This is a genomic window from Anaerobiospirillum sp. NML120511, from assembly GCF_023050955.1.
Classification (GTDB): domain Bacteria; phylum Pseudomonadota; class Gammaproteobacteria; order Enterobacterales; family Succinivibrionaceae; genus Anaerobiospirillum.
On sequence record NZ_JALKIK010000007.1, the window covers coordinates 1 to 13,874 of the forward strand.

The 13,874-nt window shown below is 51.8% G+C and carries 7 protein-coding genes and 2 pseudogenes; 6 read left to right on the forward strand and 3 right to left on the reverse strand.

Going from position 1 to position 13,874, the window contains the following annotated elements; all coding sequences use genetic code 11:
- Positions 1-256: 256 nt before the first annotated feature.
- Positions 257-1,462, reverse strand: a complete 1,206-nt coding sequence (tet(B), locus tag MXE39_RS03220; protein ID WP_001089068.1) for a tetracycline efflux MFS transporter Tet(B) — start codon at positions 1,460-1,462, stop codon at positions 257-259.
- Between the two features lie 81 nt (positions 1,463-1,543).
- Between tet(B) and tetR(B) the strand changes: the two genes are divergently transcribed.
- Positions 1,544-2,167, forward strand: coding sequence for a tetracycline resistance transcriptional repressor TetR(B) (gene tetR(B) / locus MXE39_RS03225; protein ID WP_000088605.1), 624 nt, complete (start codon positions 1,544-1,546; stop codon positions 2,165-2,167).
- On the opposite strand, the pseudogene MXE39_RS03230 reads toward tetR(B), so the two are convergent.
- Positions 2,145-2,441, reverse strand: a pseudogene (locus tag MXE39_RS03230) (transcriptional regulator); the annotation flags it as partial. The gene tetR(B) and the pseudogene MXE39_RS03230 overlap by 23 nt on opposite strands.
- Before the next feature lie 270 nt (positions 2,442-2,711).
- Here MXE39_RS03230 and MXE39_RS03235 point away from each other — a divergent pair.
- From MXE39_RS03235 to MXE39_RS03255, 5 genes and pseudogenes are all read left to right on the forward strand, one after another.
- Positions 2,712-2,978 (forward strand): hypothetical protein, encoded by a 267-nt coding sequence (locus tag MXE39_RS03235; RefSeq protein WP_246977234.1) that lies wholly within the window; start codon positions 2,712-2,714, stop codon positions 2,976-2,978.
- Positions 2,979-3,251: 273 nt separating this feature from the next.
- A pseudogene (locus MXE39_RS03240) lies at positions 3,252-3,455 on the forward strand (flagellin); the annotation flags it as partial.
- A gap of 370 nt (positions 3,456-3,825) precedes the next feature.
- Positions 3,826-4,854: a lipid-A-disaccharide synthase N-terminal domain-containing protein gene (locus MXE39_RS03245; RefSeq protein WP_246977235.1), complete on the forward strand. Its 1,029-nt coding sequence runs from the start codon at positions 3,826-3,828 to the stop codon at positions 4,852-4,854.
- Positions 4,855-6,155: 1,301 nt separating this feature from the next.
- Positions 6,156-10,553 carry a hypothetical protein gene (locus MXE39_RS03250; protein WP_246977236.1) on the forward strand — a complete coding sequence of 1,466 codons (4,398 nt, stop codon included), beginning with the start codon at positions 6,156-6,158 and terminating at the stop codon, positions 10,551-10,553.
- A gap of 496 nt (positions 10,554-11,049) precedes the next feature.
- Positions 11,050-12,105, forward strand: coding sequence for an NAD-dependent epimerase/dehydratase family protein (locus MXE39_RS03255; RefSeq protein ID WP_246977237.1), 1,056 nt, complete (start codon positions 11,050-11,052; stop codon positions 12,103-12,105).
- Positions 12,106-12,426: 321 nt separating this feature from the next.
- On the opposite strand, the gene MXE39_RS03260 is transcribed toward MXE39_RS03255, so the two are convergent.
- Positions 12,427-13,833: an MFS transporter gene (locus tag MXE39_RS03260; RefSeq protein WP_246977238.1), complete on the reverse strand. Its 1,407-nt coding sequence runs from the start codon at positions 13,831-13,833 to the stop codon at positions 12,427-12,429.
- Positions 13,834-13,874 lie beyond the last annotated feature (41 nt).

A 13,874-nucleotide genomic window follows, 5' to 3' on the forward strand; every position in this document is an offset into this window, starting at 1 on the left:
AGACTACCATAATGACCCCATGCCAATAGTCCAAAAAACTACACTATATTGACATCATAGTTATCCTATACATATTTACCAATTTCTATTCAATTTACTTAAAACATCAAGATTGTCTGTCTATATGGCTTGAAAGATAAATAAAATAGATAGGTTTTATTTGAAGCTAAATCTTCTTTATCGTAAAAAATGCCCTCTTGGGTTATCAAGAGGGTCATTATATTTCGCGGAATAACATCATTTGGTGACGAAATAACTAAGCACTTGTCTCCTGTTTACTCCCCTGAGCTTGAGGGGTTAACATGAAGGTCATCGATAGCAGGATAATAATACAGTAAAACGCTAAACCAATAATCCAAATCCAGCCATCCCAAATTGGTAGTGAATGATTATAAATAACAGCAAACAGTAATGGGCCAATAACACCGGTTGCATTGGTAAGGCTCACCAATAATCCCTGTAAAGCACCTTGCTGATGACTCTTTGTTTGGATAGACATCACTCCCTGTAATGCAGGTAAAGCGATCCCACCACCAGCCAATAAAATTAAAACAGGGAAAACTAACCAACCTTCAGATATAAACGCTAAAAAGGCAAATGCACTACTATCTGCAATAAATCCGAGCAGTACTGCCGTTTTTTCGCCCCATTTAGTGGCTATTCTTCCTGCCACAAAGGCTTGGAATACTGAGTGTAAAAGACCAAGACCCGCTAATGAAAAGCCAACCATCATGCTATTCCATCCAAAACGATTTTCGGTAAATAGCACCCACACCGTTGCGGGAATTTGGCCTATCAATTGCGCTGAAAAATAAATAATCAACAAAATGGGCATCGTTTTAAATAAAGTGATGTATACCGAATTCGATTGCGTCTCAACCCCTACTTCGGTATCTGTATTATCACGTGTATTTTTGGTTTCACGGAACCAAAACATAACCACAAGGAAAGCGACAATATTTAGCAACGCAGCGATAAAAAAGGGACTATGCGGTGAAATCTCTCCTGCAAAACCACCAATAATAGGCCCCGCTATTAAACCAAGCCCAAAACTTGCCCCTAACCAACCGAACCACTTCACGCGTTGAGAAGCTGAGGTGGTATCGGCAATGACCGATGCCGCGACAGCCCCAGTAGCTCCTGTGATCCCTGAAAGCAAACGGCCTAAATACAGCATCCAAAGCGCACTTGAAAAAGCCAGCAATAAGTAATCCAGCGATGCGCCTATTAATGACAACAACAGCACTGGGCGCCGACCAAATCGGTCAGACATTTTTCCAAGCCAAGGAGCAAAGATAACCTGCATTAACGCATAAAGTGCAAGCAATACGCCAAAGTGGTTAGCGATATCTTCCGAAGCAATAAATTCACGTAATAACGTTGGCAAGACTGGCATGATAAGGCCAATCCCCATGGCATCGAGTAACGTAATTACCAATGCGATCTTTGTCGAACTATTCATTTCACTTTTCTCTATCACTGATAGGGAGTGGTAGAATAACTCTATCAATGATAGAGTGTCAACAAAAATTAGGAATTAATGATGTCTAGATTAGATAAAAGTAAAGTGATTAACAGCGCATTAGAGCTGCTTAATGAGGTCGGAATCGAAGGTTTAACAACCCGTAAACTCGCCCAGAAGCTAGGTGTAGAGCAGCCTACATTGTATTGGCATGTAAAAAATAAGCGGGCTTTGCTCGACGCCTTAGCCATTGAGATGTTAGATAGGCACCATACTCACTTTTGCCCTTTAGAAGGGGAAAGCTGGCAAGATTTTTTACGTAATAACGCTAAAAGTTTTAGATGTGCTTTACTAAGTCATCGCGATGGAGCAAAAGTACATTTAGGTACACGGCCTACAGAAAAACAGTATGAAACTCTCGAAAATCAATTAGCCTTTTTATGCCAACAAGGTTTTTCACTAGAGAATGCATTATATGCACTCAGCGCTGTGGGGCATTTTACTTTAGGTTGCGTATTGGAAGATCAAGAGCATCAAGTCGCTAAAGAAGAAAGGGAAACACCTACTACTGATAGTATGCCGCCATTATTACGACAAGCTATCGAATTATTTGATCACCAAGGTGCAGAGCCAGCCTTCTTATTCGGCCTTGAATTGATCATATGCGGATTAGAAAAACAACTTAAATGTGAAAGTGGGTCTTAAAAGCAGCATAACCTTTTTCCGTGATGGTAACTTCACGGTAACCAAGATGTCGAGTTAACCACCCTTTAGATTCATAAAGCGAAAATAATGCGGCTCCAACGTACCCACCTAAATGGAAACGGCGTTCACTCCAATCTAAACACGCACAACAGATTTTACGTGAATGTTTGGAAGGAACGTCAATTCCCATTTCATGAAAATATTGAATACCACTTAATGTGATCATTGAACCATTTTCAGTGATCCATTGCTGTTGACAAAGGGAATCATAGATCGTTATGCGTCACAATGGATATTGAAACAAAATAAATTGTTTTGAGTAACATACATGGTAGAATCCGCCTGCTATTTTTTAAGTAGGTTTTCATATGGCCAATATTTATATTACTCAAGAGGTAAAGACCGAGATCATTGCTCGCTCCAGAAATGGGGAGAGGATTTGTGACATCAGCAGGGGTTTGAGCAGGTTCTGCAGAGTGTTTTTGAATACTGGCTTTGCGAGGAGCATCACCACTTACTGGATAAAGACCTCAGGCAGGACGACATGACTGCATGCAATTCTGATTTCATCGAGGGTATGGTTGTAATCAAAAAGATTGCCTCTTCGTTTCTGAAATGGCTTCAAGAAAAGAGAAAGCTTGAAAGCAAGCGCTCTTTAGATGAGTCAATCTCAGATATACGGATCTATCTGACGGCCAGCACAACTTTTGCCGTAAGAGAGTTAGGCGAGTTCATGTCCCAGCTCAGCCATGAGCGCATGCGTGATTGCTTCTGTTGTGACATTTTAGATGACCTTAAGGATGAAGTTTGATGAAAATCACACTAGCTTAATACGCCGTACCGCGGTATTGACAGCTCTTGTCGATGGTAATATTATGTGGCACAGTAGGGGATAACTCCATTTACATAGAAATTTAAACGGATCCCCTATTCTATCATTTTTGAGTTGTATTTGCTAGCGATTTTTCGCTATTTTTTATCACTCCATAGATACATCATTTTCAGTTTAAAAAAAACTCAAAACTAGATACTACTTTTGAGGCTTTAATTAAGCAAATTTTGCTTTTTTTGATGTGTGGCTATGATACAGAACCGTCTAGAGTCTTCAATCCGCAACCAGGCTAACGTTTCTGCCAACCAGGCTGACGCCCGTAGCCGCATTCGTGACGCTGACTTCGCCGAAGAGTCTGCCAACCTTTCCCAGCAGTCCATCATTCAGCAGGCTGCTACCTCCATGCTGATGCAGGCTAACACCCGTCCTCAGCTTGGTCTGTCCCTGTTAGGCTAATACGCCCTGAGTTTCAAGGCACTCAAGCTCATAGCACTGAGCTTTGAGCTGACTGCCATAACAAAAGGCCCTCTGGTCATCACGATCAGAGGGCCTTTTAGTTTATCTACTGCCTGAATCAAGAAGAATGGGGCTTCAAGGGCAGCAATGGCGCCGGTGGCCATGATCTCACAGCGCCCGCGCATGGTACTGAGAAAATTGGGTAATGGCTTGCCTCAATATTAGCCCGTGGCTATGATGAGCCCCTACAGGCGCGCACTGACGCATAAGGCCAGCTATGGGTACCTGATGGTCCCATTGCTGTCCTGATGTCTGTCTGCGCTGGTCTATGAGCCTCTGCGCAGCCTGAGCTTACTGCAGGTGAAAGAACATGAGTATTATCAGCTGGTATACCCTGATTGGTCTGATTGCACAGGCGGCCTTTGCCGGACGCATGATTGTGCAGTGGGTAATGTCTGAAAAAGCCAAAACCGTGGTCAACCCGGCCATGTTCTGGTGGCTGTCGCTGCTGGGCTCATTCATGATGAGCTTCTACGGAGCCCTGCGTGAGGACTTTGCCATTTTGCTGGCTCAGACCGTGTCCTTTTACATCTACATCTACAATCTCAGGCTCAAAAGGGAACTGGGGCGCTTTGGCCGCCAGGTCCCTGTGCTCATCATGCTCTCACCTCCCGTCATGATCATCTCCCAGACCGGTGACTTTGCTACCTTCGTCGAGCATTTCCTAAACGGTCAGACCATTGGCTATGGCTGGCTGCTCTTTGGCCTTATCGGTCAGTTTCTCTTTTCCTTTCGCTTTGTCTATCAGATGTTTGTCTCGCACAGACGCAAAGAGTCAGTGCTGCCGCCTGCATTCTGGTACATCAGCCTTATGGCCGCCATCATGGTCCAGATATACGGGATCTACCGTCTTGATGTAGTGCTTATCCTCGGACAGGTAGGCGGAATGGTCACCTACGTCCGCAATATCATGCTCCACCGTCGCTCTGTGCTTGATGTCAGTGCTCAGGCAGCTGATGACAGTGGTGGTGGCCAGCAGACTGCAGTGAATGCTGCAGCTGCAGACCATCACAGTGTCTCAACCAGTGATGATGCCACTCATCAGACTGACCATACCAGTACTGCTGCCCAGGAGGTTGCTGCCAGCCCAGCTGGTTCTGCCCATCAGAGCGCTGTTATTGCTGAGGCAGCTGCCCAGCCAGCTACAGACAATCAGGTCTCATCTGATACTGCTAACAGCGGCGCCCGCGCAACTCAGCGGCATGCTGCAGCTCAATCCAACATCCCGGAGCTGGCTCAAAGTCTCACCTCTGATAATGCCCTGACTCAGGCTCATCAGCCTGAGCCTGCAGTATCTCCTGCTGCCACTGAGCAGACTGCTGATGCCAGGAACATATGATTTCAAGCCAGGGGGCTGTGAGGGCTGAGACTCATTACATTTGCCTGCAGCCACTGTGCAGTCTGTCTATCCCCGGCACCACCTGGCTCAGGTCATGGGATGAATCATCCCCAAGCCCTGTACTCTTGCCTGCAGCATCAGCTGCAGCCACTGTGCAGTCTGTCTATCCCCGGCACCACCTGGATCAGGTCATGGGATGAATCATCCCCAAGCCAGTACTCTTGCCTGCAGCATCAGTTGCAGTCACTGTGCACTCTGTGTATCCCCGGCACCACCTGGCTCAGTCCATGGGACAAACCATCCCCAGACCAGTACTCTTGCCCGTAGCATCAGCTGCAGCCACTGTGCATTCTGTCTATCCCCGGCACCACCTGGCTCAGGTCATGGGATAAATTATCCCCAGGCCCTGTACTCTTGCCTGCAGCATCAGCTGCAGTCACTGTGCACTCTGTGTATCCCCGGCATCACCTGGCTCAGGTCATGGGATGAATCATCCCAAGGCCCAGTACTCTTGCCTGCAGCATCAGCTGCAGCCACTGTGCACTCTGTGTAGCCACTGTGCACTCTGTGTATCCCTGGCACCACTTGCTCATGCTATGGGACGAATCATTTCCATGCCTGGTACTCTTGCCCGTAGCATCAGCAGCAGGCACTGTGCGCTCTGTATAGCAACTGGGCAGTCTGTCTATCTCCGGCACCACTGACCGCAAGGCATGAGGCGGGGGCGTCCCATCGCCTGTATCGTTTCCTTAAGCCTCAGTGCAGTGAGCTGGTGTAAGCGTACCTGCGCGGCACTCAGGTTACTCTCTGTCTCATAGAGGAGCTTATGTTTAACCTGCGTTTATCATGAGTTTATTCAGCATCTGACAGACTGTTTATCTGTGCTGGTTAAATGGCCTGTTTATCCCTTTTGCTGGCCCCTGGGGCGCCTGTGGCGCTCTTTTTGCTTCAAAAAGGCAGGCAATGTGCTCAGATATCAGAATTTGACCTGTATAATCCCATTTTTTTCGTGTTGTGGTTGGGAATAAGAACCAGACTGTCAGGCCATATGATGTGCTCATGGTATTAGAGCGCCTGGCTCCCCAATGCGCTGCTGGCGCCCTGGTGCCACTGGGGCCCCTGGCGCCACTGGCGCAGTCAGGACCATGTCCATGTCCCTGTCTTATTCTCTGTAAGGGTATACAGTACCTGCCAATTTCCAGGCGGAAGTGAGAGAGACCGCCTGCCTGTTGTTTTATCTTACCTGGCTGCTCCAGAGGCTTTATGGAGCCTGACCGGGCCCAAGATAGCGGCGAAGTTATATGAAATCCAATAGAATTTATTTACTGGCTCTGCTGTCAATATTTGCGGCTTTCCTGCCTGCAGTATTACTGCGTGATTTCAACCCGCTTAATGAGCTCAGCTACCTGGCTATAGCCAGTGAGTCCATGGAGCGCGGATCTTTCTTTGCCTTTTACCAGGACGGCTCGCCATATGCCGACAAGCCGCCTCTGTATCTGTGGATATGCATGCTCTGCCTGAGCATTGCAGGTCAAAATGCCATGCCTCTGGTACTGCTGGCCTCAGTCATCCCTTTTATCTTCGTCCTTTCGATCATGGATCGCTATCTGGGCGTGGATTTCCGCCATCAGGAGCGTCTGCTCATTATCCTGGGCATGTGCTCACTGCTCTTTGTCGACGTGTTGGGTGTCATTGCCCGCATGGATATGCTCTTTACGGCTGTGATGCTGCTTGCCTATATGAAAATGGTAAAGCGCTATACCCTCATTAAGGAGCTCGGTCCCTCAGCCCCACGTCCCAAGTACGGCAATCTCTCCATCCCGCTGCTGCTTTTCCTGGGTGTATTTACCAAGGGCCCGTACGGCTTTATCTTCCCGGTACTGTCCCTGGTCGCCATGATGGCCTTTAACCGCGACTTAAGACGCTTCTTTGTCGTTTTCCGCCCTTACTACTTCATTATCATCCTGCTCATGACCGCCCTGTGGGCCGCTATGGTCTACCTCGATGGCGGTAAGGCCTATGTTCACAATCTCTTTATCGAGCAGAGCGTCAGGCGCGTTACCTCTCTGCCAATTCACCGCGAGCCTTTTTACTACTACCTTCAGAACTTCGTCATCCTCACTGTCCCTGTGGGCCTGTGCTTTGTCTACTTCCTCGTGCGCCAGATACGCAACAGGGAGACACTTGATATCAAGACCCAGGCATGCCTGTTCTTTACCCTTACTACTGTTCTGGTTATCTCCATCCCGGTAAGCAAGCTTGAAGTCTACATGCTGCCGGCTATTCCTGCTGCCTATTACTACGTCATGCTCTCCTATCGCCAGATGCAGCTCAACGCCCGTCTGCGCTATGAGATTCAGACCCGCATACAGGCTGAGGAAACAGCTCTTGCCGAGGTGCGTGCGGCCAATACCGCCCGCGCCATGGCCCTGACCTCACTGCGCACCAGCGTGGTCGAGGGAGCAGCCGAGGCCGAGGCAGGCGGCGCCCTGGATACTGACCTTCATACTGGCAGTTCATCCCCTGACTCTCAGGGCCAGGACTTAAGTGGCTCAGGTGCATCCTCTGAGAGCAGTGAGTTCAGGTCAGATACTGACCTGAAGTCAGAGACTGGCCTCAAGTCAGATACTGATCTGTCCTCAGTTACTTCCCATGACTTACAGACCGGGGAGAGTACCCATAGTCCTGCCTCTGATGAGTCTGCTTCATCAAAGGCCGACAGTGACAGCGTCTCTTCGGGCGCTGCTCTGGCCGCACTGCGTGACAGTAAGGGCAAGCTGGTAGCATCCAATGAAAGCGCTACTGAAGAGGAAGATCGCAAAAAGCCTGACTGGAAGAAGGTAGCTGACTTCCGTGCTGCGCAGCGCCTCGAGGCCTGGCGTGCCGGAAAGCTTGATGAGCCTGAGGGTGATGATAAGGAGAGCTCTGCTGGTAAGAAGCACGGTGCCTCACGTCTGGCCAGCCGCCTGTCCGGTATTCTGGCTGCTGACCACCATGCCCTTGAGGTTGAAAGCGCCAGCGAAAAGAGCTCCCGCAGTTTAAAGGACCTCTCAAAGGCATCTGAGCCTTCAGACTGTAAGTTCAGTGAGGACAGGGACCTGTCAGCTGATACAAAGGACAGGAGCATCTCTTCAGAGAATACTCAGTCCCATGCTGACTCCTCTAACGCTACCGGCACAGCTCATACTGAGTCCGACAGTTCTGCCGTCCAGGATAAGAATACTGACTCCGTCCTTAACTCTACTGCCAGCAGCGACGCCGCCAGGGCTGAGTCATCTCAGGACAGTGCCGATACTGCCGGGCATACCGAAAGTGAGGTCAGCTCCAGCGCCACTCAGGCGGCGGCTGAGGAGCAGTGCGCCTCTCAGGGTGCTGCTGACCCACAGAGCAGTGACATGGCTTCAGATTCACATTCTGAAGACGCCCAGGCTGCTCAGAGCTCCTCTGAGGCCTCCGATGCCTCTAATCCTGCTGATGCCCCGGATCAGACTGCCTCAGAGTCTGCAAGCACTGCAAGCACTGCTGACAGTGCCGCCCAGTCAACTGACTCTGACAGTGATGAACAGGACCATAGCAGCGCTGAAGTGAGCTCCGCTGCTCTCTCCTGCAGTGGTGAAAACGGTGCTGACCTTACTGCCTCGGCATCTGCCTCTGATACTGTCAGTGCCGGGGACAACAGCGCCGCCAGTGGTGAAGGCGCTCAGGACAGTAAGGCTGAAAGCACAGCTGCTGCCTCACATGGCGCCTCTGATTCTCAAGACCAGTCAGCAGAGAGCTATGTGTCTGCCTCCGACAGCCATGAAGGCTCTGTCGCAGCAGCCGCCCGCGCCGCTGATGCCATTTCAGCTGTAAGTGATGACAGTTCATCCCAGAGCAGTGAATCTGCAGCTCACAGCGAGGGCAATACCTCCTTAAGTGTTACCACTGCCTCACAGAGCGCGACCAGCGCCACACAGGCCGATGTCAGCTCAACACAGGTCAATGCCGGCTCATACCTGAGTGATGACAGTTCATCCCAGAGCAGTGAATCTTCAGCTCACAGCGAGGACAATACCTCCTTAAGTGTTACCACTGCCTCACAGGGCGCGTCCAGCGCCACACAGGCCGAAGCCATCGCCCTACAGGCCGATGCCGGCTCATCCCTTAGCAGCGACAGTGCTCTGACTGTTACCTCAACTGATGAGAGGGCTGAAACCGCCCTTTCTGAGTCAGGCAGTGCCGCAGCTGAAGCTGATGTGACTGTTCCATCACAGAGTGCTGACGCTGCTGCCTTATCTCAGGCAGATGAGTCTGACAGTGCCGCAGCATCCCAGGACGCCGCAGCCCTGTCCTCAGCTCATGCTGTCATGGACAGTAAGGCTTCCGGGCGTGCAGGCAGTGATGCTGAGAGTGAGGATAATGGTGCTGCTGAGGCTGGGGCAGGCGGTGAACGCGTCGAGCTTAAGGACGATGCCGCTTTTGAAAGTGCTGCCGCCGCTGCTGTCGAGGCTGCCTTTGCAGCCCATGAGCAGGCTTTAAAGGACAGTGGTACTGATCTCAAACCAGGTGAGCTTAAGGTCAGTGTTACCACCATGCCTGATGTGCATGATGCTCCTGTAGCAAAGAGCACTGTTACACCGGGCACAACAGTCATCTGTCCTGCGGCCTCCATGCATCCATCGGCATCGGACATAATGGCCTCAGGGGCCCTGTCAGGCCCTGACAGCGGCTTTGAGCTCAGGGGATCGGCACGCCGCATTACCGCCGCCAATGAACCTCAGGATGAGGAGCATCATGATGACAGTGTTGCTGAGCGCAGCGAGGCTAAAAGCAGCGTCTCAGATGAGGGACTTATTGATGCTGCCCGCGTGCGCTCCCGTGTAGCCGCCATCATTGCTGAGAAACTGGAAAAGCGTCCGCGCAATGCCGGTCACCGTGGTGTGGAAATTATCGGTAACGGTTACTTCCTTGCCGGTATCAGCACAGTAAGCGAGCGTACCCGCATCCCGCTGCTGCTTACCCTGTCCATGATGCTGCCGGCAATTGTCTACATGCTGCTCTTCCCGGCCTATTTCGTCATGTACGACAAAGTGCTCCATCTGCAGCATCCTGTCATAGGCGTAGCCTTTGGTGTGCTGTGCTTTGCCAGCCTTATTGCCCTGTTCTTCCTGTTAAGCCGTCTGTTTATCTTCTCAGTGGCTGCCATAGGAGCAGGAACCCTGGGCTTTGTGTTCTTTGCCGGACTTGCCATGCCTCATCTCAACAGCTTCATTGGTGCAGGAGAGATTGCCCGGGCCGTCACAAAGGCCATTGATGAGGGCGGCTCCCCTGAGACCTGTATACTGCGTATGAAGCATGGCATTGATTTGCACTTCTACGATAAACGTATCACTGTCAATCAGGTGGCTGCCGACATGGACCGCTGCTTTGAGCAGCAGGCCAATGTGGTCTTAAGCCGCAAGGGTATTAAGGAAAGACCTGACCTTGCACAGAAGATGCGTGAGCGTGGTGCCTTTATGATTGGCGACAGTCTGATTCTGCCCGCTGCACCGGCTGACAACACCCTCAATCTCAATAGCTCCAGCAGTGATGTCGATACTCTGCCGCAGTACCTTGAGATTGATAACAAGGATGAAGATCAGAAAGCCACGGAGTCAGATGATGACAAGGGCGCTCCCGAGCAGCTGGTCATACGCCACGATGAGCAGCACCTGAGATAAAGTCAGGCTCACAAAAAAGCCGTACGGCAGCAGCTGTACGGCTTTTTTCGTAGTCGCACGAAATTTTGTGTGAATATCCGTCCTTTTACAGTTAAGATCCTCAGCTGAATATTATCAGGCAGCAAGGCCCGCCCAGGCTTATTCCCAGAGTGCTGGAGCAGGTACCAGGGCACGTGCCAGAGGCACGCCTGCAGTGGACTGTGCCCCTTACGACCGTTCCCCATACGGCCGTAGCCATATAGGGCCGTGGCCCCACAGGGCCATGATCCGGGGGCAGATACAGTGCCCCCACATGGCCATGACCTGGGGATCAGGGACAGTGCTCCTGTACCAGGGCAAGGAGCCCGGCGCTTTATGGACTTATGCACATTGCATGGTCTGCCCGGCTCTTCTTCAGTTGCGCAATACAGGGCTTTCAGTACTGTAAGATGCCTTACGGGAACTGGTGGTTTCCCGGGGGCATACCGGGGCTTACTCAATCTAAGAGGAAAGGATCTTGAAGATTCTTATTACCGGTGTGGCCGGTTTTATAGGCATGCATCTGTGCCGCAGACTGTGCTCTGAACATGAGATAACGGGTATTGATAATCTCTCAGGTATCACCTATGAGCAGTCCCTTAAAATCGACAGACTGTCCGAGCTTGGTCTGCATCTGGGCTCGCTTGAGGCTGATCATCTCAAATCAGGTCAGCCGGTAAGCTCTGAGTGTCTGACCTTCTGTCTTATGGACCTGTGCGATCGCAATGCTGTGGGCAATCTCATAGCTGAGGGCGGCTTTGACCTTATTATCAATCTTGCAGCCCTTGCCGGAGTGCGTCTGTCCTCAAGCATTCCCGATCAGTATATGGCCTCCAATGTCACCGGCTTTTTCAATATCCTGGAGTCCCTGCGTGAGCTTAAGCTCAAGGCAGAGCATGACAGTACAGTCAAATGCCCGCGTCTTATCTTTGCCAGCTCCTCCTCTGTCTATGGTGAGTGCTCTGAGGTGCCTTTTTCTGAGAGCAATACTGACATCAATCCTGTCTCCGTGTATGCCGCTACCAAGAAAATAGACGAGACCCTGGCCCGCACCTATGCCTCACTGTTCAAAATAGACAGCATCGCCCTGCGCTTTTTCACTGTCTACGGTCCCTTTGGCCGTCCGGACATGGCGCCCTTTATCTTTACCCGCAAGCTCCACTCAGGTCAGCCCATTCATCTGTTCAACCACGGCAGACAGCGCCGCGACTACACCTATATTGACGATATAGTCGAAGGCATAGCCGCCATTGCTCAGGGCCCCGATCAGTCAGGCAGCGCCATTCCTTTTGATGTCTTCAACATAGGCAATGGCTCACCTGTGGATCTTGGGGACTTTGTCTCCACCCTGGAGGAAATATCCGGAATCAGGGCCCAGGTCATACTCGATGACAAGCAGCTGGGCGATGTGGACCAGACCTGGGCCGATGTCAGCCGCCTCATGGAAAAGTACCACTTCCGTCCCCATACCACCCTCAAAGAGGGCCTGACGCGCTTTTACCAGTGGTATCTGGGCTACTACGGTCGCAAGTGACATTACCAGGCCGGGCCAGGCCAGGCCATGCCAGGCCTGCAGGCCCGACAGCTGCAGATGCCAGGCTGACACAGTTACAGACACTGCTCTGATGCAGAGTCAGGCGTTGGCTCAGTCTGATGAAGTCGCAGACTGTGGTCTGATGCAGGCGCCAGGCTGAACTAGTGCAGTGGCCTGACTGGTCTGCATGCAGCTCAGGCCGGGCTGGTACTGTTCTGGCGCTCATAATCAAACGGGGCCCGTCATGGTCAATGACGGGCCCCGCGTCTTATGGGCCGGACTTAACAGGCCGGGATTAAGGTCAGCCTGGCTGGACCTGCCTTAGTGCTCACCGCTGCTGGCAGTGGTGCCGGCGGAGCTGACGGTCTGGGCAGGGGCTGGGCTTACGCCGGTGGCTGCTGCTGAGCCTGCTGCTGAGGCGGCGGCGTCAGCCGGGGCCGCAGCCGGGGCTGAGGTCAGCCCTGAGGCCGGATTGCTTTTGAGCTTTTTGATGAGCATGATGGCCATGACGGTGACACAGAGCACTCCGGCTGCCTGAACAGCGTAGGTGTAAGGCAGGGTAATGTGATGGGCCATAAAGCCAATCACGGCCGGACCAATGAGAACGCCGGAAAAGCCTACGGCATTGACCACGGTTACTGAGATATGGGGCGGTACTTCCTTAATGCGGGCGGTAATGGAGACCAGCTGTGGTACTACATTGGAGGCGCCCACACCAATGAGGGCAAAGCCGACAAAGGCAGCGGCAGGATAAGGGATAAGAATAGCAGTAAGGTAGCCTGCCACAATAAAGAGAGTGCCAAAGATAATGACACGGCCACGACCAAGGGCGCTGACAATGCGATCGCCAGTCAGACGGAAAATGGTCATGGTAATTGTAAAGGCTGCAAAGCCGTAACCGGCATGCTCAAGAGACACCCCGCGCTCAGAGTTGAGGAATACACCTGACCAGTCGAGCATGGATCCCTCGGTCATAAACATGATAAAGCACATCAGGCCGATAAGCAGGACCGTAGGGTGAGTGTAGTGACTCATCACGCCGCCTTTTGGGGCAGCCGCACGGGCGCTGGCGCCCGCCTGGCCTGCTGCTCCGTCAGCCGGAGCGGCGGCCCGGTCAGCAGGGGCGGCCGCAGCGCCGTCGGAGGCGCCGGTATCAGGCAGGTGGACGGTGGTGAAGAGGTGGCGGCCGCCGGTTATCATCAGGACCACCAGAATGGCCGCTGCGTAGATACCGGTAAAGGCAAAGGGAAAGTTGATGGACAGCAGGAAGGTAACGCTCAGGGAGCCTGTGAAGCCGCCTACGCTGTACAGGCCGTGCAGGCCGGACATGACGTTAAGTTCGGTGCGCTGCTCTACCAGGGCCGCGTTGATATTGGCCACCACATCGAGTATTACCGAATTGGTGCCCATGATAAAGAGTATGGCCGCCAGCAGATAAATACTGGTGACAAAGGGAATGAGGGCAAGACAGGCAGCTACGGCAAAGGCGGCAAAGTAAATGGGAGCACGGCAGCCAAAGCGCGAGCTGAAATAGCCTGAGGTAGGCATGGAAACAAAGGATCCTATGCCCATGCACAGCAGCAGCAGTCCCAGATCGTTTTCATTAAGGGCAAAGCGGTCCTTGATATAGGGAATCATGGGAGCCCATGCTGCAACACAGAAACCGGCTATTAAAAAGGCAATGCGGTTGGAGTTGATAAGCTGCTTGTGAGAAGAAGTGATGGCCATAAAGGTACACCCGGAAAAAAGTAAGGTTGATGCCGTCATCA